The following is a 20,401-nucleotide window of genomic DNA, read 5'->3' as shown; positions in this document are numbered from 1 at the left end:
GGCGGAACTCCCGCTTCGGGCCGGGGTTTCCGGGACGATGCGCCAGAGGTCGTGGCGTGCACGGCCCCGGACCCTCCGCCCTGGGGAGCCTGATGAAGAACCGCGCCATCGCCCTCTGCTCGCTCGCCGCGCTCACGGGGCTGGTCACCTCGGTGCCGCCCGCGGCGGGCGCCTCGCTCCTGCCGGACACGGCGCGCTCCGCACGGGCCCCGCTCGCGTGGAAGGCGTGCGCCACGAAGGCGCTCCCCTCGCTGCAATGCGCCTCGCTGAAAGTGCCCCTCGACCACGATGATCCGGGCGGCCGCAAGGTCACCCTCGCCCTGTCGCGCGTCCCGCACACCGCGCGGACGTTCCAGGGACCACTCCTGGTGAACCCGGGCGGCCCCGGCGGCAGCGGCCTGGCCATGGCCGGGACCGTCGCGACGTCGCTGCCGAAGGAGGTGGCCGCGCAGTACGACGTCGTCGGGTTCGACCCGCGCGGCGTCGGCAGGAGCGAGCCCGCGCTCAACTGCCGCCCCGGCCACTTCGAGCCGGTCCGGCCCGACAGTCTCCCGGACACGCCCGAGGCCGAGCGGGCCAACCTCGACCGGGCGCGGGCCTTCGCGCGGGGATGCGCCTCCAAGTACGCGGATGTCCTGCCGTTCATCGACACGGTGAGCACGGTCAAGGACATGGACGCCATCCGCGCGGCCCTCGGCGCGGACCGGCTCAACTTCTTCGGCTACTCGTACGGCACCTACCTGGGCGCCGTCTACGGAAAGCTCTATCCGTACCGCGTGCGCCGCATGGCGCTCGACTCCCTGGTCGACCCCTCCGGCGTCTGGTACGAGGCCAATCTGCGGCAGGACTACGCCTTCGACGCCCGCCACAAGGCCCTCATGGCCTGGATCGCCCGGCACGACGCGGCGTACGGACTCGGCAAGGACCCCGCGAAGGTCGAGGCCCGGTGGTACGCGATGCGGGAGGCGCTGGCCGCAAAGCCGGCGGGCAAGAAGGTGGGCGCCGCCGAGCTGGAGGACACCTTCATCCCGGGCGCGTACTTCAACGGCATCTGGCCCTACCTGGCCGAGGCGTTCGCGGCGTACGTGAACGCCAAGGACACCGGCCCGCTCCTCAGGGCGTACGAGATCTTCGGCGCGAGCGACGCCTCGGACGAGAACGGCTACAGCGTCTACACCGCCGTGCAGTGCAGGGACGCGCTGTGGCCGCGCGACTGGCGGACGTGGCGCGAGGACAACGCGCGCGTGTACGCGAAGGCGCCGTTCTCGACCTGGAACAACGCCTGGTACAACGCCCCGTGCGCGTTCTGGCCTACGCACCACCTGAGCCCGCCGGACGTCTCCAACTCCGCGCTCCCGCCCGTGCTGCTGTTCCAGGCGACCGACGACCCGGCCACTCCGTACGAGGGCGCGGTCGGCCTGCACCGCAAGCTGCGCGGCTCTCGCCTGGTCGTCGAGGAGGGCGGCGGCAACCACGGCGTCACGCTCAGCGGAAACGCCTGCGCGGACCGGCACTTGGCGGCGTATCTGACGACCGGCGAGGTGCCGGGGAGCGATGAGGTGCCCGGGAGCGACGCGGTGCCCGGGAGCGGCGGCGCGGCCGACGCGGTGTGCGAGGCGCAGGCGGACCCGAAGCCGTCGCGTGCCGGGGGCGGCTCCCCCGGGCCCAAGCGCGGGGCGTTGTCAGTGCCGTGGTCCACCATGAGGGCATGAGCCGACTGACCCACATCAACGCTCCCAAAGGCGTCGCCCCCGCTGGTCGGCGAGGGTGACGCGGCGGCGCGGGCCCACCAGGTCTTCGAGAACCTGCGCCGCGGCCTCGCCGCGGCGGGCGATAGAGGCGTTCGCGATGGTGGCCGAGTAGGAGGAGCCCTCACTCCGGCAGCCGCGCCAGCGCCGCCGAGGCCGCCGCCGCGAGCCGGGGGTGGCCGCGGGCCTCGGTCAGGACCGGGCGGGCCCGTCCGTCGCCCAGCGCCCCGAGCCCCTCCACACAGGCGAGCGCGATCTTGCCGTAGGGATCGTGCGGCGCGAGTCTGCGCCGCAGCGTGGTGATCAGCGCGGGCGCCGACTCGGGGGCGCGCAGTTCCGTCAGCAGCCGCACCGGATACAGGGCGTAGGCGACGCGGAGTTCGTTCGTCGCCAGGGCGGCCGCGGCGCGCGCCGTGCGGGGGTCGCCGAGCCGGGCCAGGGCGTGGGCCGCGGCGGCGCAGCGCGGCGGGTCCCGGTGGTTGAGGAGGAGGACGAGCGACTCGAAGGCCCTGCGGTCACCGGCCACGCCGAGCCGGACCGCCGCCAACTCCCGCGCCCACAACGGCTGCCCGGGAGAGACGAGCACCTCGGCCAGCTCGTCGAGGTCCCCGGTCGCGATCAGCCTCTCGTACTCCGCCGAGGCCCCCGCCTCACCGCGTAAACGCTCCGTCACCGTCCGCAACTCCGCATCCATGAGCGCGAGCCTAAGCCTTACGGGGCGGTCGCGATGTAGATCACAGGGATCGGGGATCGCCCCGGGCTGGCGCGCTCGTTACTCGGCGGTTAATCTCATGTGAGCGGGGCACACTCCCCGTGAGCACCTCCTCACGACGGCCTGGTGACGCAGCCGTCGTGGGTGCAAGTCGGTTCGGTATTCCTTGTACGACATGGCTCCGGGACAGAGCCGGTCGGCCTCACCGGGCGTGGACGTTCGCGCCGCCCGGCCACGACACCCTCCCCTCCCGCACGCCCCGCGACAGCTCCTGTGTCCGCGTGCGCCCCTCAGTCGTCACTCTCTTCCTGGAGTCCACGCATGGACACTCCCTTGAACACGGTCGCCGTCATCGGTCTGGGCACCATGGGCACCGGAATCGCCGAGGTCCTGGCCCGCGCGGGCCGCGAGGTCATCGGCATCGACATCAGCCAGGCGGCGGCCACCCAGGCGGTCACGGCCCTGGAGACCTCCACCGCCCGTGCCGTGCACCGCGAGCGCCTCACCGAGGAGGAGCGGCGCGACGTCCTCGCCCGCTTCCGCACCTTCACGGACCTGCGGGCCGCCGCCGACGCCGACCTGGTGATCGAGGTCGCCCCGGAGTCGTACGAGGTCAAGCAGCAGATCATCCGCGAACTCGACGGCGTGGTGCGCCCCGACACGATCATCGCGACCGGCACCAACGCGCTGTCCGTGACCCGTCTGGCCGCCGAATCTGCGTGCCCCGAGCGGGTGCTCGGGCTGCACTTCTTCAATCCGGCGCCCGCGATGAAGCTCGTCGAGGTCGTCTCGTCCGTGCTGACCTCGCCCGCCGCCGTCGCCTCGGTCACGCAGCTGGCGCACGCGCTGGGCAAGGAGCCCGTGGCGGTCGGCGACCGGCCCGGTTTCGTCGCCGACGGGCTGCTCTTCGGCTACCTCAACCAGGCCGCCGCGATGTACGAGGCGAAGTACGCGTCCCGCGAGGACATCGACGCCGCGATGAAGCTGGGCTGCGGCCTGCCGATGGGTCCGCTCGCGCTGCTCGACCTGATCGGCGTGGACACCGCGCGCACGGTCCTCGACGCCATGTACGCCGAGTCGCACGACCGGCTGCACGCGCCGGCGCCCATCCTCAAGCAGCTCAGCGAGGCGGGCCTGACCGGACGCAAGTCGGGCCGCGGCTTCTACACGTACGCCGAGCCGGGCGGCGCCGAGGTGGTGCCCGACGCGCTGACCCCGGTGGCGGACGAGCGGCGTGCCCAGGGACGCGCCGTCCGGTCCGTCGGTGTCGCGGGCTCGGGGACGATGGCGTCCGGTATCGCGGAGGTCTTCGCCAAGGCCGGTTACGACGTGGTGCTCGCCGCGCGCACCGACGAGAAGGCGCAGACCGCCAAGGCCCGTATCGGCAAGTCGCTCGCGCGCTCCGTCGACAAGGGCAGGATGTCGGCCACGGCCGCCGCCGAGACCCTGGAGCGGATCACTCCGGCCGACTCCTACGAGGCGTTCGCCGAGGTCGACCTGGCCCTGGAGGCCATCGCCGAGGACCTGGAGATCAAGCAGCAGCTGTTCGCGACGCTCGACAAGGTCTGCAAGCCGGGCGCGATCCTCGCGACCACGACCTCCTCGCTGCCGGTGGTGGCCTTGGCCCGCGCCACCACGCGCCCGCGCGATGTGATCGGCATGCACTTCTTCAACCCGGCACCGGCGATGAAGCTCGTCGAGGTGGTCCGCACCGTGCTGACCGCGGACGACGTGCACGCCACGGTCCGCGAGGTCTGCGCGACCATCCGCAAGCACCCGGTGGACTGCGGCGACCGCGCGGGCTTCATCGTGAACGCGCTGCTGTTCCCCTACCTCAACAACGCGATCAAGATGGTCCAGGAGCACTACGCCACGCTCGACGACATCGACGCCGCGATGAAGCTCGGCGGCGGCTACCCCATGGGCCCCTTCGAGCTGCTGGACGTCGTCGGCCTGGACGTCTCGCTGGCCATCGAGAAGGTCCTGCACCGCGAGTTCCGCGACCCGGGCCTGGCCCCGGCGCCGCTGCTCGAACACCTGGTGGCCGCGGGCTGCCTCGGCCGCAAGACGGGCCGTGGCTTCCGCGAATATGCCCGGCGCTGAGCCGGCCGAGGGGCATCGGGGGGCGCGGGCGGACTGGGGCGGGCTGCTCGGGTCCCCGGGCGGCCCCGTCCCTCCGGAGCACCGCGCCGCGCATATGCAGTACGTTCGTGGCATGTCCAAGGCCGCCAAGTCCTCACGTACGCCCGCCACGCCCGACGCTCCGGAGAGCGCGGCGGGCAGCCGGGCCGCCGCCCAACGGCTCAAGATGCGCAGGGAGCTGGCGGCCGCGGCCATGGAGCTGTTCGCGACCAAGGGGTACGAGGCGACGACGGTCGACGAGATCGCCGCCGCCGCGGGCGTCGCCCGCCGGACCTTCTTCCGGCACTTCCGCTCCAAGGAAGAGGCGATCTTCCCGGACCACGACGACACCCTGATCCGCGCGGAAGCGGTGCTGAACGCCGCTCCCCCGCACGAGCACCCGCTGGACACGGTGTGCCGCGGCATCAAGGAAGTCATGAAGATGTACGCGGCCTCGCCCGCGGTCTCCGTGGAGCGCTACCGCCTCACCCGCGAGGTGCCCACGCTCCGCGAGCGCGAGATCGCCTCGGTGGCCCGTTACGAACGGCTCTTCACCCGCTATCTCCTGGGCCACTTCGACGAGCACGCGCACCACGACGGCAACGACGACCCGCTGCTCGCCGAGGTCGCCGCGTCCGCGGTGGTCACGGCCCACAACCACGTGCTGCGGCGCTGGCTGCGGGCGGGCGGCCAGGGGGACGTGGAGACCCATCTGGACCACGCGTTCGCGATCGTGCGGCGCACGTTCGGCACGGGCATCGGGGCGGGGCGCGACACGCTGCCCGCGGCGGCGCCCGCGACGGTGTCCGCGCAGGGTGAGGTCCTGGTCACGGTGGCGCGCACGGACGCCCCTTTGGACGAGGTCATGCGGACCATCGAGAAGGCACTCAAGGAGCGGGCTTCTTAACCCGTTTCACCCATTTCGTCCTTGGCTTTTGAGGGGGCGCTACCAGTCGGTAGCGCCCCCTCTCTCATGCCGCCACCCCCTCTGACCTGCACTGATCGATCATCGGTCAAAAAATACTGGCACCCAGTGTCTTGCCGACTGGCACGCGGTGCCATACGTTGATGTTGTCCGGGCGGCCGGCGTACAGCGATCCTCCGTACGTCGGCTGTCCCCTCAAGCCTCGGCTTGTGCGCCCGGACGCCTGCGTCACAGGCACCTCCCGCGCCCCACCAGGGCGTCGCCGAGCACCACCCTTCGCCGAACCGACGGCACACCTCCACCGCACCACCAGCACCCCGACGTAACCCTCAAGCAGCGCCCCCGTAAGGCGCTTCTTCGCCGGAGGCAACACCGTGAAGGAAATCCTGGACGCGATTCAGTCCCCGGACACCACGTCCGCCGACTTCGCCGCTCTCCCCCTGCCCGACTCGTACCGCGCGATCACCGTGCACAAGGACGAGACGGAGATGTTCGCGGGTCTGGAGACCCGCGACAAGGACCCCCGCAAGTCGATCCACCTGGACGACGTGCCGGTCCCCGAACTCGGCCCCGGCGAGGCCCTGGTGGCCGTCATGGCCTCCTCGGTGAACTACAACTCCGTGTGGACGTCGATCTTCGAGCCGGTCTCCACCTTCAGCTTCCTGGAGCGCTACGGCCGGCTCAGCGAGCTGAGCAAGCGCCACGACCTGCCGTACCACATCATCGGCTCCGACCTCGCGGGCGTCGTGCTGCGCACCGGACCCGGCGTGAACTCCTGGAAGCCCGGCGACGAGGTCGTCGCGCACTGTCTGAGCGTCGAGCTGGAGTCCTCCGACGGCCACAACGACACGATGCTCGACCCCGAGCAGCGCATCTGGGGCTTCGAGACCAACTTCGGCGGCCTCGCCGAGATCGCGCTCGTCAAGTCCAACCAGCTGATGCCGAAGCCGGACCACCTGAGCTGGGAGGAGGCCGCCTCCCCCGGCCTCGTGAACTCCACCGCGTACCGCCAGCTGGTCTCCCGCAACGGCGCCGCCATGAAGCAGGGCGACAACGTCCTGATCTGGGGCGCGAGCGGCGGACTCGGGTCGTACGCCACGCAGTTCGCGCTCGCGGGCGGCGCCAACCCCATCTGCGTGGTGAGCAGCCCCCAGAAGGCGGACATCTGCCGCGCCATGGGCGCCGAGGCGATCATCGACCGCAACGCCGAGGGCTACAAGTTCTGGAAGGACGAGCACACCCAGGACCCGAAGGAGTGGAAGCGCTTCGGCAAGCGCATCCGCGAGCTGACCGGTGGCGAGGACATCGACATCGTCTTCGAGCACCCGGGCCGCGAGACCTTCGGCGCGAGCGTGTACGTCACCCGCAAGGGCGGCACGATCACCACCTGCGCCTCGACCTCCGGCTACATGCACGAGTACGACAACCGCTACCTGTGGATGTCCCTCAAGCGCATCATCGGCTCCCACTTCGCCAACTACCGCGAGGCGTGGGAGGCCAACCGCCTGATCGCCAAGGGCAAGATCCACCCGACGCTCTCGAAGGTGTACTCCCTGGAGGACACCGGCCAGGCCGCCTACGACGTGCACCGCAACCTCCACCAGGGCAAGGTCGGCGTCCTCGCGCTCGCCCCCCAGGAGGGCCTCGGCGTCCGCGACCCGGAGAAGCGGGCCCAGCACATCGACGCCATCAACCGCTTCCGGAACGTCTGAACGCCCTAAGGAGCAGCGGGACATGACAGAGCGCCAGAAGGACCGGCCGTGGCTCATGCGGACGTACGCCGGTCATTCCACGGCGGAGGCGTCCAACGAGTTGTACCGGCGCAACCTCGCCAAGGGTCAGACGGGCCTCTCGGTCGCGTTCGACCTGCCCACCCAGACCGGCTACGACCCCGACCACATCCTCGCCCGCGGCGAGGTCGGACGGGTCGGCGTGCCGGTCTCCCACCTCGGCGACATGCGGCGCCTGTTCCAGGACATCCCCCTGGAGCAGATGAACACCTCGATGACGATCAACGCCACCGCCATGTGGCTTCTGGCGCTCTATCAGGTGGTCGCGGAGGAGCAGGGCGCGGACATCACCAAGCTCCAGGGGACGACGCAGAACGACATCGTCAAGGAGTACCTCTCGCGCGGGACGCACGTCTTCCCGCCGGTGCCCTCCCTGCGGCTGACCACCGACATGATCACGTACACGGTGGCCCACATCCCCAAGTGGAACCCCATCAACATCTGTAGCTACCACCTCCAGGAGGCGGGGGCCACGCCGGTCCAGGAGATCGCGTACGCGATGTCCACCGCCATCGCGGTTCTCGATGCCGTACGCGACTCCGGGCAGGTCCCCGAGGAGAAGTTCGGGGACGTCGTGGCCCGCATCTCCTTCTTTGTGAACGCGGGTGTCCGCTTCATCGAGGAGATGTGCAAGATGCGGGCGTTCGGGCGGATCTGGGATCAGGTCACGCGCGAGCGGTACGGCATCGAGAACCCGAAGCAGCGCCGCTTCCGCTACGGCGTGCAGGTCAACTCGCTGGGCCTGACGGAGGCGCAGCCCGAGAACAACGTCCAGCGGATCGTCCTGGAAATGCTGGCCGTCACGCTCTCCAAGGACGCACGCGCGCGTGCCGTGCAGCTGCCCGCCTGGAACGAGGCGCTGGGGCTGCCGCGGCCCTGGGACCAGCAGTGGTCCCTGCGCATCCAGCAGGTCCTCGCGCACGAGAGCGACCTGCTGGAGTACGAGGACATCTTCGCCGGCTCGCACGTCATCGAGGACAAGGTCGCCTCCCTGGTGGAGGAGTCCCTCGCGGAGATGGACCGCATCGAGCGGATGGGCGGCGCGATGGCCGCCGTCGAGTCCGGCTACCTCAAGTCGCAGCTGGTCTCCTCGCACGCCGAGCGCCGGGCGCGCATCGAGTCCGGCCAGGAGAAGATCGTCGGTGTGAACTCCTACGAGTCCACCGAGCCGAGCCCGCTCACCTCGGACCTGGACGGGGCGATCATGACGGTCGACCCGGCGGTCGAGGCACGGGTGGTGAACGCCCTCAAGGACTGGCGCGACAACCGCTACCAGCCTCCGTTCAACCACCCCCGCCCGTGCAAGGCGCTGGAGCGGCTCAAGGAAGTGGCCGCGGGGACGGGCAACCTCATGGAGGCCACCCTGGAGTGCGCACGCGCCGGTGTGACGACCGGCGAGTGGGCGGGGGCCCTGCGGGAGGTCTTCGGGGAGTTCCGGGCGCCCACGGGCGTCTCAAGCGCCCCCGTGGCCGTCACCGCGGAGGAGGGCACGCCGCTCGCCCTGGTCCGCGAGAAGGTCGCGAAGACGGCCGCCGACCTCGGCACCGGCAAGCTCCGCTTCCTGGTCGGCAAGCCCGGCCTCGACGGGCACTCCAACGGGGCCGAGCAGATCGCGGTGCGCGCGCGTGACGCCGGCTTCGAGGTGGTCTACCAGGGGATCAGGCTGACGCCCGAGCAGATCGTCGACGCGGCGCTCGCCGAGGACGTGCACGCGGTGGGCCTGTCGATCCTCTCCGGCTCGCACGCCGAACTCGTGCCGGACGTCCTGGTGCGCCTGCGCGAGGCCGGCGCCCGCGACATTCCCGTCATCGCGGGAGGCATCATCCCCAACAGCGACGCCGAGGACCTGTTGGCGGCGGGTGTCGCCGCCGTCTTCACCCCCAAGGACTTCGGCATCACGGAAATCATCGGCCGTATCGTCGACGAGATCCGGAAAGCGAACAAGCTCGACCCTCTGGAGGTCCCCGCATGACTGTGAACCGTCTTCGCCCCCGGCGCTCCTGTCTGGCCGTACCGGGCTCGAACCCGCGCTTCCTGGAGAAGGCCCAGGGCCTCCCCGCCGACCAGGTCTTCCTGGACCTAGAGGACGCCTGCGCGCCGCTCGCCAAGCCGGAGGCCCGGCACACCATCGTCAAGTTCCTCAACGAGGGCGACTGGACGGGCAAGACGCGGGTCGTGCGCGTCAACGACTGGACGACCGAGTGGACGTACCGCGACGTCGTGACCGTCGTCGAGGGCGCGGGCCAGAACCTCGACTGCATCATGCTGCCGAAGGTGCAGACGGCCGACCAGGTCGTCGCCCTGGACCTGCTGCTCACCCAGATCGAGAAGACGATGGGCTTCGAGGTCGGCAAGATCGGCATCGAGGCGCAGATCGAGAACGCCCGGGGCCTCAACAACGTCAACGCGATCGCCGAGGCCTCCCCGCGCGTCGAGACGATCATCTTCGGCCCGGCCGACTTCATGGCGTCGATCAACATGAAGTCCCTGGTCGTCGGCGAGCAGCCGCCCGGTTACCCGGCGGACGCCTACCACTTCATCCTGATGAAGATCCTGATGGCGGCCCGCGCCAACAACCTCCAGGCGATCGACGGCCCCTACCTCCAGATCAAGAACGTCGACGGCTACCGCGAGGTCGCGAACCGTGCCGCCGCGCTCGGCTTCGACGGCAAGTGGGTGCTGCACCCCGGCCAGGTGGAGGCCGCCAACGAGGTCTTCTCACCCTCCCAGGAGGACTTCGACCACGCCGAGCTGATCCTGGACGCGTACGAGTACTACACGTCCGAGGCGGGCGGCAAGAAGGGCTCGGCGATGCTCGGCGACGAGATGATCGACGAGGCCAGCCGGAAGATGGCGCTGGTCATCTCCGGGAAGGGCCGTGCGGCCGGAATGACCCGCACGTCCAAGTTCGAGGCCCCGGAGGCGTAAGACACATGCAGTTCGGCCGCACCTACGAAGAGTTCGAAGTCGGCGCCGTGTACAAGCACTGGCCCGGGAAGACGGTCACCGAGTACGACGACCACCTCTTCTGTCTGCTCACCATGAACCACCACCCCCTCCACATGGACACGAACTATGCGGAGAAGACGACGGACTTCGGGAAGAACGTCGTCGTGGGCAACTACATCTACTCGCTGCTGCTCGGCATGTCCGTGCCGGACGTCTCCGGGAAGGCCATCGCCAATCTGGAGGTCGAGTCGCTCAAGCACGTGGCGCCGACCTTCCACGGCGACACGATCTACGGCGAGACGACGGTCCTCGACAAGACCCCGTCGAGGTCCAAGTCCGACCGCGGGATCGTCTACGTGGAGACCAAGGGCTACAAGCAGGACGGCACCCTGGTCTGTGTATTCCGCCGCAAGGTGATGGTGCCCACCGAGACCTACATCAAGGAGCGCGGCGGCGAGCAGCCCGGCCGCCCGGAGCTGAACACCCCTTCCAAGAGCGCCGAGAGCACGGAGAAGTAGCCATGAGCCGACTCGCGCAGACCGCAGGTCTCACCGACGTCCAACAGGAGATCCTGTCCACCGTCCGGGACTTCGTCGACAAGGAGATCATCCCTGTCGCGACCGCGCTGGAGCACCGCGACGAGTACCCGCAGCAGATCGTCGACGGTCTCAAGGAGTTGGGCCTGTTCGGCCTGATGATCCCGGAGGAGTACGGCGGTCTGGGCGAGTCGCTGCTCACGTACGCCCTGTGCGTCGAGGAGATCGCGCGTGGCTGGATGTCGGTATCCGGCATCATCAACACCCACTTCATCGTCGCCTACATGCTCAAGCAGCACGGCACGCAGGAGCAGAAGGAGACCTTCCTGCCGCGGATGGCGGCCGGCGAGGTGCGCGGCGCGTTCTCCATGTCGGAGCCGGGCCTCGGCTCCGATGTGTCGGCGATCACGTCGAAGGGCGTGCGGCACGGCGACGAGTACGTCCTCAATGGCCAGAAGATGTGGCTGACGAACGGCGGTACGTCCACTTTGGTGGCCGTTCTGTGCCGGAGTGACGAAGGACACCCTGAGGGCACCGCCCCGCACAAGTCGATGACGACGTTCCTCGTGGAGAAGGAGCCGGGCTTCGGTGAGGTCCGCCCCGGCCTCACCATCCCCGGCAAGATCGACAAGATGGGTTACAAGGGGGTCGACACCACTGAGCTAATCATGGACGACCTGCGAATTCCGGCCAATCGTGTGCTCGGCGGGGTTACCGGCCGGGGTTTTTACCAAATGATGGACGGTGTCGAGGTCGGCCGCGTGAACGTCGCGGCACGTGGTTGCGGTGTCGCGCAGCGTGCCTTCGAGCTGGGCGTCTCCTATGCCCAGCAACGCCACACTTTCGGCAAGCCGATCGCCCAGCACCAGGCGATTCAGTTCAAGCTGGCCGAGATGGCTACCAAGGTCGAGGCCGCTCATGCGATGATGGTCAACGCAGCACGCAAAAAGGACTCCGGGGAGCGAAACGACCTCGAAGCAGGGATGGCGAAGTACCTCGCCTCCGAGTACTGCAAGGAAGTCGTCGAGGACGCGTTCAGGATTCACGGCGGTTACGGCTTCTCGAAGGAGTACGAGATCGAGCGCCTCTACCGGGAGGCGCCGATGCTGCTGATCGGTGAAGGTACCGCCGAGATCCAGAAAATGATCATTGGTCGTCGGCTGCTCGAAGAGTATCGATTCCAGGGCTAGATGCCCGGTTTGGGGCGCTTTCTTCGCGAAGAAGATCACACCCTGTCAACACTCTTCGGCCGTCGACTCGGCTTCCTCGCTTGCCCAGTTGTGGCTCGCAACCGATAACATCCGGAGAAAGCCGCCGTCCCCCGTATCACCGCGCGGCATCATCCGCTACGAAGGTCATCCATGCCCCACAGCCAAACCTCTGCACCACGCGACGGCATTCTTCAGGGACGCCTTGCTCGCGGAGCATCGCCGTGGCTCCTGCCGACCGTCGCCACCGCGGCACTCAGCCTCGCCCGTGCGCGCCGCTCCAAGGGCGCCGCGGCCGTCGCCGTCCCCGCCACCGCTCTGGCGGCGGGAATGCTGTGGTTCTTCCGCGACCCCGAGCGTGAGATCGCTCAGGGCCGGGTCATCTCCCCCGCCGACGGCGTGGTGCAGAGCATCATGCCGTGGAAGGACGGGCGTACCCGCGTCGCCATCTTCATGAGCCCGCTGAACGTCCACGTCAACCGCGCGCCCCTCGCGGGCACGGTGACGTCCGTGGAACACATCCCCGGCGGGTTCGTCCCGGCGTTCAACAAGGAGAGCGAGAACAACGAACGCGTTGTCTGGCACTTCGACACCGAGCTGGGCGACATCGAGATGATCCAGATCGCGGGCGCGGTCGCACGGCGCATCGTGCCGTACGTGCCGCAGGGCACCAAGGTGGAGCAGGGCGAGCGGATCGGCCTGATCCGCTTCGGCTCGCGCGTCGACATCTACCTCCCCGAGGGTGTCGAGGTGGACGTCGAGGTCGGTCAGAAGACCGTGGCTGGGGTGACTCGCATTGACCGTGGTTGATCCTGAGACACAGGCCGGCTGGGCGCCGGAGTCGGCGCAGGAGGACGCGCTCCACGACGGCGACGAGATGCCGCTGTCACTGCGCCTGTCGATAGCGGACACGCTCACACTGGGTAACGCCACGTGCGGGTTCATGGCGGTGTACTTCACCACCACGGGCATCCTCATCCCGCACCTCCAGGGCAGCAACGAGAGCGGCATGGCGCGGCACTCCGCCGCGACCGCCGTCATCCTGATGCTCTGCGCGGCCGTCTTCGACCTCTTCGACGGGCTCGTGGCGCGCAAGCTGCGGTCCTCGCCGATGGGCGCCGAGCTGGACAACCTCTCGGACCTGATCAGCTTCGGTCTGGCCCCCGCGTACTTCGTACTCGTCTACGGCATGGTCGCCGACGACGCGCACCAGCGCGTGGCGGCGGTGGGCGCGATCGTGGTGCTCCTGGCGGTGGTGCTGCGGCTTGCGCGGTTCTCCTGCGTGACCGTGAAGGACGGCACCTTCCAGGGCATGCCGTCGCCCTTCGGGGCGCTGACGGTCGTCTCGATCGTGCTCCTGGAGCTGCCCTTCGTGGCGACGCTCCTCGCGATCATCGGCACGGCCTGGCTCATGGTCAGCCGCGTCGAGTACCCCAAGCCGCGGGGCCCCCTCGCGGTGGCCATGCTCGCCTGGATCGTCGCGGCCATGGGGCTGCTCGCGGCCTGGGCGTTCGAGGCGCCGGGCGGCCAGCTGCTCCTCCAGACCGGCTGTGCGCTCCAGCTCGTTCTCGGGGCGGTGATCCCCCTCTTCGCTACCGCTCGGAGGGTGAACAACTTCCGCGACAATCGGCGCGAGGCCCGTGCGGCGCAGTTGCCGTAGTTTTTCGTACGTCGCCCTGGGGGCCCGGACCTGATGGTCCGGGCCCCCTTTGCTTGCCCTCTTGCCGCCCTTCGGGCTCGTCCTCAAACGCCGGACGGGCCCTAGTCGGCGGTATACCCCTGCGCCGCCTCCGACGCGTTCGGCCCGCGGACCACCTTCATGCCTCCCGTCGCCTTCTTGTCCGGCTGGAGGATCACGCTCTGCCGGGACGAGGGTGCCTTCGGGTCGGTGAAGTCCTGGGGGACGCCGAAGCCCGAGTCGAAGTCGTCGAGGGTCAGCAGGGCCTTGCCGACGCCGTCGCGCGTGAGGTCCTTGGTCTCGCAGGCCTTCTTCAGGGCCTCGCCGAAGACGGAGGCGGCCGTCCAGCCCGCCACGACGCCATTGTCGAGGGAGTCCTTCGGGTGGGCCTTCTTGTAGTCGGCGACGAGCTTCCTCGCTGCTGCCGTCTCCGCGCCGATGGGCAGCGTGGGTGAGGCGACGTAGTAGTTCTTCTGGAGGGCGGGGCCGGACTGCGTGGCGAGGAGCTGGGGGGCGAACGCCGAGTTGTTGCCGATGACCGGCACATCGAAGCGGCCCGCCGCGGCAACGCCGACCAGGGAGGCCGCCTGGCGCGGCCCCGCGCTGATCACGATGCCCTTGACGCCCGCCTTCCTCAGGGCGGAGACCTGCGCGGTCATGTCATTGTCCGTCGGCTTGATCTTCTGCTCGACGACGCTCAGGCCCGCCTTCTCAGCCATGTGCCGGGAGCCCTTCAGGGCGCTCTCGCCGTAGTCGCCCTCGAAGTAGACGTGACCGAGCTTGTCGCCCCTCTTGAGGCCCTTCTCCTTCATCAGGAAGTCGATGGCGTTGATCGTCTCCAGGTCGTACGTGGATCCGATGACCCGTATGTACGGGCTGCCCAGGAGGTTCGCCGACCAGGCCTGCGGCAGGACCAGGCCCTTGTCGGCGTCGACGCGCTGCTTGACGGCGGCCACGAACGGCGAGCCGATGAACTGGGCGAAGCCGAGTACCTTCGGCTCCAGCTCGGTGTAGGCGGCGACGGCCTTCTGCGGGTCGTAGCCGTGGTCGCGGACGGTGAGCTTCAGCTTGTGGCCGCAGATGCCGCCGTCCTTGTTGGTCTGGTCGACGTAGAGCTGCTGGGCCTGGGTGACGCTCTTGCCGAGGGTGGCGTAGACGCCGGTCATGTCGGTGAGCACGCCGAGGTTGATGGTTTTCCCCGAGATGCCCTGGCCGGTCCTCACCCCTCCCGCGGATCTGTCCCCGTCGTCGCCGTCCTTCGCCTTCGAACTGCACGCCGTGAGCGCGAGGAGGGCGGCGAGCGCGGTGGTGGCCGCCGTGGCCCTGGTCAGTGCGTTCATGCTGTCTCCCCTGAAGTGCCAGTGGTACCTGGAGTGGCTGGAGTGGCCTGGGTGGCCTTGCGGTGACGTGCGGTGAGCCGCACCAGGCCGCCGGGCAGGAAGAGCACCACCGCCACGACGGCGGCGCCGTACAGGTACCGGGACGCCTCGCCCGGCGAGATCCCGCCCGTGCCCGGCGCCGAGACGAGGGGCAGCGTGTCGCTGTACCGCGTCAGGAGTTGCGGCAGCAGGGAGACGAGGGCCGCGCCCGCGACCGCTCCGGAGACCGAGCCGAGGCCGCCGATCACGATCATCGCGAGGTACTCCAGGGAGAGCGTCACACCGAAGTAGTCGGGGACGGTCCGCTGGAAGACCAGGGCGAGGAGCACCCCGGCGAGGCCCGCGTACATCGACGACAGGACGAAGACCCCGGCGCGGTAGCGGGCCACCGGCACGCCGATGACGCCCGCGGCGACGCGGTGGTCGCGGATGGCGTTCATGGCGCGCCCCGGGCGCCCCCGCAGCACGCCGCGGGCGAAGAGCCCGCAGACGAGGAGCAGCGCCAGACCGGCGTACCAGAGCTTCTCCGCGGAGCCGAACGGCACGGCGGCGACGACGGTCTCGCTCTCGTCGAAGGTGAGGCCGAAGAGGTTCAGCGGCGGGACGTCTCGCCCGTTCGAGCCGCCGGTCAGGTCGTGGGCGTTGAACAGCACGTGCTGTCCGATGAAGATCAGCGCGAGGGTCGCGATGCCGAGGTAGGCGCCGCGCAGCCGGCCCGCGATGGGGCTGAAGAGCCCGCCCGCGAGCCCGGCGAGCGCGACGGCGAGGGCGGCGGCGAGCCAGGTGGGCAGGCCGAGCCCGGTGAGGCCGTCACCGCTGTCCCCGGCGAGGACGCAGTAGCCGTACGCGCCGATGGCGAGGAAGAAGGCGTGCCCCATGGAGAGCTGGCCGGTGGCGCCGGTGAGGAGGTTGATGCCGATCGCGCCGATCGCGGCGGCCATCGCGAAGAGGCCCGCCTGGAGCCAGAAGCGGTCCAGGTAGAAGGGCAGGGCGAGCAGCACTACGGCCGAGGCCGCCCAGGCGCAGATGCGGCGGATGTCAGACACGGGCGAGTTCCTTCGTGCCGAAGAGCCCGTCGGGCCGGATGAGCAGGATCGCGGTCATGATGAGGTAGGGGGCGAGGTCGCCGAGTCCGCGGCCGAGGAAGGTCAGCTCGCTCTGGTAGCCGGTGGCGAGGGATTCGGTGACGCCGACCACGAGACCCCCGACGAGGGCGCCCGTCGTGGAGTCCAGGCCGCCGAGGATCGCGGCGGGGAAGGCCTTCAGCGCGGCCAGCGAGGTGGCGCGCTCCAGGCCCGGGGTCGGGAAGACGGTGAGGAACAGCGCGGCCACGGCGGCCAGCGCCCCTGCCACCGCCCACGCGCCGAGCGATACGCGGCCGAGCCGTACGCCCATCAGCGCGGCGGTCTCCGGGCTCTCGGCGGCGGCGCGCATCGCCACGCCCCAGGAGGTGTAGCGGAAGGCGAGCAGGAAGACGGTGATGAGCAGGGCCGCGGCGGCGAACGCGGCGATGCGGGTGTGCGCGAGGGAGATCGCGCCGACACTCAGCACGTCGTCGCCCCAGGGGTCACCGAGCGGCAGGACGTCGGTGCCGAGGCGCCGGGTCAGCTCGGTGGTCAGCAGGATGTCGACGCCGATGGTGACGATGGCGAGCACGCTGTGGTCGGTGCCCCGGTAGCGGCGCATGACGAGGAACTCGACGGCCGCCCCGACGACGGCGGCGCCCGTGACGCCGACGAGCAGCGCGGGCCAGAAGCCGAGGTCGTCGTGGAGGGAGGCCGTGATGTATCCGCCGGCGAGGAGGAGGGAGGCGTGGGCGAAGTTCACCACTTCGGTGGCCCGGAAGATGACGACGAAGCCGAGGGCGATGAGGGCGTAGACGGAGCCCATGGAGAGCCCGTTGAGGAGGAGTTCGGTGAAGGTGGTCATGAGCGGGGGTCTCCCTCGCCGGGGTGGCGGTGGCGGGGGGTGTGGGGGCCGTGGGGGCGGCCGGGGTCGCCGGGGTCGCGGGTGCCGTCGGCCTCGCCGCCGGTGCCGTCGCCCTTGGCGGCGTGGTCGCTTTCGGCGGTCGGGGGGTCGGCCGTAGTGCCGCTGGGGTGGCCGGTACCGCCGGGGCCTTGGAGGCCGTCGGTTTCCTGGCCCGGGCGGGCCGCGCGGGCCAGGCGCTCGCTTGCGCTCCCGGGGCGTTCGGCCCCGCCGCCCGGGTCGTCCTTGTCCGAGCGGTCGCCCTCGCCCAAGTAGGCGCGTATGACCGCGGGGTCGTTCTGTACGTCCGCGGGGGTGCCGTCGGCGATGCGGCGGCCGAAGTCGAGTACGGTCACCGCGTCCGCGAGCCGCATCACCACCCCCATGTCGTGTTCCACCAGGACGATCGAGATGCCGAGGCTGTCGCGGACGCCCGCGATGACGGCGGCGGTGCGGCGGCGCTCGTCGGCCGTCATGCCCGCGACCGGCTCGTCGAGGAGCAGCAGGCGCGGCTCCATGCACAAGGCGCGGGCCAGCTCGGCGAGTTTTTGCTGGCCGTAAGGCAAGGAGCCTGCGGGCAGGTCGAGTTGGTGCTCCAGGCCTACGAACGCGGCGATCTCGCGGACCCGTTCGCGGTGCAGCCGCTCCTCGTGCGCCGCCGAGGGAAGCCGCAGACCCGCGGCCAGGAAGCCGGTGCGGGTCAGGCGGTGGCGGCCGAGCAGCAGGCTGTCGGCGACCGTGGCGCGCGGCGGGAGCGCGAGGTTCTGGAAGATGCGGGCGACACCGAGGCCGGCGATCCGGTGCGGGCGCATGCCGGTGAGTTCGTGCTCTCCGAAGCGGACGCTCCCACTGGTGGCGCGGTAGACGCCGGACAGGACGTTGAAGCAGGTGGACTTGCCCGCCCCGTTGGGCCCGATGACGGCGTGCACGGTGCCGGGGCGGACAGTGAAGCTGACGGAGTCCAGCGCGGTGAGCCCGGCGAACCGTACGGTCAACTGACGCACCTCCAGAGGCGGTACGGTCGCTCCGGTCACCGTCCGGCCTCCCAGCGCGGCAGCGTCGGCAGCGCGCCGAGGCCCCGGGTGGCGTCGGCCTCGGCGTCCTCGTCGACGACGCCGAGGTAGCGGCGGCGCACCTCGTCGGACGCGGCCAGCTCGTCCGCCGGGCCGGACAGCGCGACCTCGCCGACGTCCAGGACGTACGCCCGTGAGGCGAGCCGCAGCGCGAGGGCGGCGTTCTGCTCGACGAGCAGGACCGAGGTGCCCTGGGCGTTGATCTCCCGGATGGTGTCGGCGATGCGCGCGGCCATCAGCGGGGCGAGGCCGAGGGACGGTTCGTCGAGGAGGAGCAGCCGCGGCGAGGCCATGAGCGCCCTGCCCACCGCGAGCATCTGCTGTTCTCCGCCGGAGAGCAGTCCGGCGCGCTGGGTGCCCCGCTCGGCGAGCACCGGGAAGAGTTCGTGGACGCGGCGCAGGGCGTCGGCCTTGGCGGCGCGCGTCCCGGTGGAGCCGAGCGCCCCGGCGCGAAGATTGTCGGCGACGGTCATGCGGGCGAACACCCTTCTCCCCTCGGGCACTTGAGATATCCCGGCGGCCACCACGCGGTCCGGGACGAGGCCGTCGACGCGGGTGCCCTCGAAGTGGATGCCACCCGAGGTGAGCGCCCCGCCCTGAAAGGAGAGGGTGCGCGAGATGGCGCGCAGCAGCGTCGACTTGCCGGCGCCGTTGCCACCGAGCACGGCGACGACGGCGCCGTCCGGCACATCGAGCGAGACCCGGCGCAGGGCGCGCACGGGGCCGTAGCCGACGGACACGTCGCGTACGACGAGACCGGCGCCGCGTACGGCGGGTCCGGCACCGCGTGCCGCGGCCGTGCCGTCACCCTTCGGGCCACCCGTGCCGAAGTCCTCCACATTGGAACCGACCACGTACCGACCCCCAGTCCCGCACGGCTCGTCCGCCGTCGCGTGGCGCTCACCCCAGCACCGCGGGAGCGGCCCGTCCACGGGCAGTGGGGGAAACGCTGCGGGAGACCAGCGGCGGCGCCCCGGCGTTGTGCATGCGCACAACACCGCGTGTCAGGGGCCTGCGGGAGGGGCTCACCCCATGGCATCCTCCGCACCAACGACGTCCTGGAGCGCGGCGACGGGGGGATCCATGACCGGGCCCATGAACGGCCGCAGGCCGCGGACCGGGCACGACTGGAGACTTCTCAAGGAGGCGTGCACGGCCCTGCTGCCCCGGCTGCCCGAGCTGGTCGACGAGCATCTGCGGCAACTCGCCGAGCACTCCCCGGTGTTCGGGCACGTCCTGCCGTACGACGTGCACTGGCACGAGGCCGAGGAGGCCATGCGGATCGGCATCGAGGCGATCTCGGCGCCGCGGGCCTCGCCGCGCCGCGACCTGGAGTACGCGGAGGAGGCGGGCAGGCGCCGGGCCCAGCAGGGGCTGCCGCTGGACCTGGTGGTGCACTCGTACCGCAACGCGGGCTATCTGGTCTGGGACTCGCTGTTGGAGGGCGTGGCGGGCAAGGACCCGGAGAAGCTGGCGGTTCTGATGCGTTCGGCGACGATGGTGTGGTCGGCGGTCGACGCGCAGGCGGCGGTGGCGTCCGACGCGTACCGGGCGACGGAGCTGGAGCTGCGCCGGCGCACGGACGAGCAGTTGCAGGCGCTCCTGGACGCCCTCCTGGAGGGACAGACCGCGCCGGGCCTCGCGGCGCGCGCGGCGGCCGGGCTCGATCTGCCCGAGCACGGCCCGTACGCGGTGGTGGTGCTGCGCGTGGAACGCCGTGACGGGCGTGAGGCGTTCCACCGGCAGATCCAGCGTCCGGGGTTCCGTTTCGTCTGGCGGATGCGGACGGACTGCGAGGTCGGCGTGGTCGCGCTGGGGGCGGACGAGGGGCTCGACGGCCTGGCGCGGCTGCTCGACGGGCGGTGCCCGGGCCCCGGCGGCATCAGCCCCGTGGTGGCGGGTCTCGCGGACCTCGGCCACGCCCGGCGGCTGGCGGAACTGGCGCTGCGCACCTGCCCGCCGGACGCGACCGGCATCGTACGCCTCGACCAGCGGATGCCGACCGCGCTCGTGGTGAGCCAGCCGGAGCTGGCGGCCCGCCTGGTGGCGGACGTCCTCGGCGAGGTGCTCACGCTGGAACCGGCGGACCGCGCGGTCCTCCTGGAGACCCTGGACGCGTGGCTGGCCTGCGAGGGCTCGGCGGGCCGGGCGGCGGGGCGCCTCTACTGCCACCGCAACACGGTCTTCAACCGCCTGCGCCGCCTGGAACAACTGACCTCGCGGTCCTTGGCGAGACCGAGGGACCTGGTGGAGGTAGCCCTGGCGGTAGAGGCGCACCGACTGTCGCCGGGGTAGGGGGCGCCCCGCAAGGGGCGCG

16 protein-coding genes and 2 pseudogenes are annotated in these 20,401 nt (G+C 70.6%); 12 read left to right on the top strand and 6 right to left on the bottom strand.

Features of this window, described 5'->3' with window-relative positions:
• Positions 1 to 92: 92 nt before the first annotated feature.
• Positions 93 to 1,712 carry an alpha/beta hydrolase gene (locus IG54_RS0106575; RefSeq protein ID WP_030778436.1) on the top strand — a complete coding sequence of 540 codons (1,620 nt, stop codon included), beginning with the start codon at positions 93 to 95 and terminating at the stop codon, positions 1,710 to 1,712.
• 42 nt (positions 1,713 to 1,754) lie between these two features.
• Positions 1,755 to 1,832, top strand: a pseudogene (locus IG54_RS43715) (RidA family protein); the annotation flags it as partial.
• A 40-nt stretch (positions 1,833 to 1,872) separates the two neighbouring features.
• On the opposite strand, the gene IG54_RS0106570 reads toward IG54_RS43715, so the two are convergent.
• Positions 1,873 to 2,442 carry an adenylosuccinate lyase gene (locus IG54_RS0106570; RefSeq protein WP_030778434.1) on the bottom strand — a complete coding sequence of 190 codons (570 nt, stop codon included), beginning with the start codon at positions 2,440 to 2,442 and terminating at the stop codon, positions 1,873 to 1,875.
• Positions 2,443 to 2,781: 339 nt separating this feature from the next.
• On the opposite strand from IG54_RS0106570, the gene IG54_RS0106565 reads away from it, so the two are divergent.
• The 9 genes from IG54_RS0106565 (at position 2,782) to pssA (ending at position 13,649) form a co-directional block, all read left to right on the top strand.
• Positions 2,782 to 4,563: a 3-hydroxyacyl-CoA dehydrogenase family protein gene (locus IG54_RS0106565; RefSeq protein ID WP_030778432.1), complete on the top strand. Its 1,782-nt coding sequence runs from the start codon at positions 2,782 to 2,784 to the stop codon at positions 4,561 to 4,563.
• A 112-nt stretch (positions 4,564 to 4,675) separates the two neighbouring features.
• Positions 4,676 to 5,488 carry a TetR family transcriptional regulator gene (locus IG54_RS0106560; RefSeq protein WP_030778430.1) on the top strand — a complete coding sequence of 271 codons (813 nt, stop codon included), beginning with the start codon at positions 4,676 to 4,678 and terminating at the stop codon, positions 5,486 to 5,488.
• 392 nt (positions 5,489 to 5,880) lie between these two features.
• Complete coding sequence (ccrA, locus tag IG54_RS0106555) at positions 5,881 to 7,218, top strand: crotonyl-CoA carboxylase/reductase (RefSeq protein ID WP_030778428.1); 1,338 nt, start codon at positions 5,881 to 5,883, stop codon at positions 7,216 to 7,218.
• 22 nt (positions 7,219 to 7,240) lie between these two features.
• The gene (locus tag IG54_RS0106550) at positions 7,241 to 9,268 is read left to right on the top strand and encodes a protein meaA (RefSeq protein ID WP_030778425.1); all 2,028 of its coding nucleotides are present in this window, start codon (positions 7,241 to 7,243) and stop codon (positions 9,266 to 9,268) included.
• A complete protein-coding gene (locus IG54_RS0106545) occupies positions 9,265 to 10,224 on the top strand; it encodes an HpcH/HpaI aldolase/citrate lyase family protein (protein ID WP_030778423.1) in 960 nt (319 codons plus the stop codon). The genes IG54_RS0106550 and IG54_RS0106545 overlap by 4 nt, the downstream gene beginning before the upstream one ends.
• Positions 10,225 to 10,229: 5 nt before the next feature.
• Positions 10,230 to 10,763: a MaoC family dehydratase gene (locus IG54_RS0106540; protein ID WP_030778421.1), complete on the top strand. Its 534-nt coding sequence runs from the start codon at positions 10,230 to 10,232 to the stop codon at positions 10,761 to 10,763.
• Between the two features lie 2 nt (positions 10,764 to 10,765).
• Positions 10,766 to 11,971, top strand: coding sequence for an acyl-CoA dehydrogenase family protein (locus IG54_RS0106535; protein ID WP_030778418.1), 1,206 nt, complete (start codon positions 10,766 to 10,768; stop codon positions 11,969 to 11,971).
• 171 nt (positions 11,972 to 12,142) lie between these two features.
• Positions 12,143 to 12,799, top strand: a complete 657-nt coding sequence (locus IG54_RS0106530; RefSeq protein ID WP_078593758.1) for a phosphatidylserine decarboxylase — start codon at positions 12,143 to 12,145, stop codon at positions 12,797 to 12,799.
• Positions 12,786 to 13,649, top strand: coding sequence for a CDP-diacylglycerol--serine O-phosphatidyltransferase (gene pssA, locus IG54_RS0106525; RefSeq protein WP_051819307.1), 864 nt, complete (start codon positions 12,786 to 12,788; stop codon positions 13,647 to 13,649). Before IG54_RS0106530 ends, pssA begins: the two co-directional genes overlap by 14 nt.
• 101 nt (positions 13,650 to 13,750) lie before the next feature.
• Here the strand turns inward: pssA and IG54_RS0106520 are convergent, their stop codons facing one another.
• From IG54_RS0106520 to IG54_RS0106500, 5 genes and pseudogenes are all read right to left on the bottom strand, one after another.
• Positions 13,751 to 15,007 carry an ABC transporter substrate-binding protein gene (locus tag IG54_RS0106520; protein WP_030778413.1) on the bottom strand — a complete coding sequence of 419 codons (1,257 nt, stop codon included), beginning with the start codon at positions 15,005 to 15,007 and terminating at the stop codon, positions 13,751 to 13,753.
• Entirely contained in the window at positions 15,004 to 16,092 is a 1,089-nt protein-coding gene (locus IG54_RS0106515; RefSeq protein ID WP_051819306.1) for a branched-chain amino acid ABC transporter permease, read from the bottom strand. The genes IG54_RS0106520 and IG54_RS0106515 overlap by 4 nt, the downstream gene beginning before the upstream one ends.
• Positions 16,085 to 16,975, bottom strand: coding sequence for a branched-chain amino acid ABC transporter permease (locus tag IG54_RS0106510; protein WP_030778409.1), 891 nt, complete (start codon positions 16,973 to 16,975; stop codon positions 16,085 to 16,087). Before IG54_RS0106510 ends, IG54_RS0106515 begins: the two co-directional genes overlap by 8 nt.
• Before the next feature lie 302 nt (positions 16,976 to 17,277).
• A pseudogene (locus tag IG54_RS0106505) lies at positions 17,278 to 18,060 on the bottom strand (ABC transporter ATP-binding protein); the annotation flags it as partial.
• Positions 18,042 to 18,824 carry an ABC transporter ATP-binding protein gene (locus tag IG54_RS0106500; RefSeq protein ID WP_030778405.1) on the bottom strand — a complete coding sequence of 261 codons (783 nt, stop codon included), beginning with the start codon at positions 18,822 to 18,824 and terminating at the stop codon, positions 18,042 to 18,044. The gene IG54_RS0106500 and the pseudogene IG54_RS0106505, both read right to left, overlap by 19 nt.
• Before the next feature lie 355 nt (positions 18,825 to 19,179).
• On the opposite strand from IG54_RS0106500, the gene IG54_RS0106495 reads away from it, so the two are divergent.
• Positions 19,180 to 20,379 (top strand): PucR family transcriptional regulator, encoded by a 1,200-nt coding sequence (locus IG54_RS0106495; RefSeq protein WP_030778403.1) that lies wholly within the window; start codon positions 19,180 to 19,182, stop codon positions 20,377 to 20,379.
• Positions 20,380 to 20,401 lie beyond the last annotated feature (22 nt).

Source organism: Streptomyces sp. NRRL S-920 (assembly GCF_000717945.1).
GTDB classification, from domain to species: Bacteria; Actinomycetota; Actinomycetes; order Streptomycetales; family Streptomycetaceae; genus Streptomyces; species Streptomyces alboniger.
Note: the sequence above shows the minus strand (reverse complement) of the source record. Positions and strands in the feature narration are given on the sequence as shown.

What these genes read in the sequence shown, in the direction of transcription:
- IG54_RS0106575 (WP_030778436.1), top strand. Translation starts at nt 93, where the DNA reads ATGAAGAACCGCGCCATCGCCCTCTGCTCGCTCGCCGCGCTCACGGGG.
- IG54_RS0106570 (WP_030778434.1), bottom strand. Translation starts at nt 2,442, where the DNA reads ATGGATGCGGAGTTGCGGACGGTGACGGAGCGTTTACGCGGTGAGGCG.
- IG54_RS0106565 (WP_030778432.1), top strand. Translation starts at nt 2,782, where the DNA reads ATGGACACTCCCTTGAACACGGTCGCCGTCATCGGTCTGGGCACCATG.
- IG54_RS0106560 (WP_030778430.1), top strand. Translation starts at nt 4,676, where the DNA reads ATGTCCAAGGCCGCCAAGTCCTCACGTACGCCCGCCACGCCCGACGCT.
- IG54_RS0106550 (WP_030778425.1), top strand. Translation starts at nt 7,241, where the DNA reads ATGACAGAGCGCCAGAAGGACCGGCCGTGGCTCATGCGGACGTACGCC.
- IG54_RS0106545 (WP_030778423.1), top strand. Translation starts at nt 9,265, where the DNA reads ATGACTGTGAACCGTCTTCGCCCCCGGCGCTCCTGTCTGGCCGTACCG.
- IG54_RS0106540 (WP_030778421.1), top strand. Translation starts at nt 10,230, where the DNA reads ATGCAGTTCGGCCGCACCTACGAAGAGTTCGAAGTCGGCGCCGTGTAC.
- IG54_RS0106535 (WP_030778418.1), top strand. Translation starts at nt 10,766, where the DNA reads ATGAGCCGACTCGCGCAGACCGCAGGTCTCACCGACGTCCAACAGGAG.
- IG54_RS0106530 (WP_078593758.1), top strand. Translation starts at nt 12,143, where the DNA reads ATGCCCCACAGCCAAACCTCTGCACCACGCGACGGCATTCTTCAGGGA.
- IG54_RS0106520 (WP_030778413.1), bottom strand. Translation starts at nt 15,007, where the DNA reads ATGAACGCACTGACCAGGGCCACGGCGGCCACCACCGCGCTCGCCGCC.
- IG54_RS0106510 (WP_030778409.1), bottom strand. Translation starts at nt 16,975, where the DNA reads ATGACCACCTTCACCGAACTCCTCCTCAACGGGCTCTCCATGGGCTCC.
- IG54_RS0106495 (WP_030778403.1), top strand. Translation starts at nt 19,180, where the DNA reads ATGAACGGCCGCAGGCCGCGGACCGGGCACGACTGGAGACTTCTCAAG.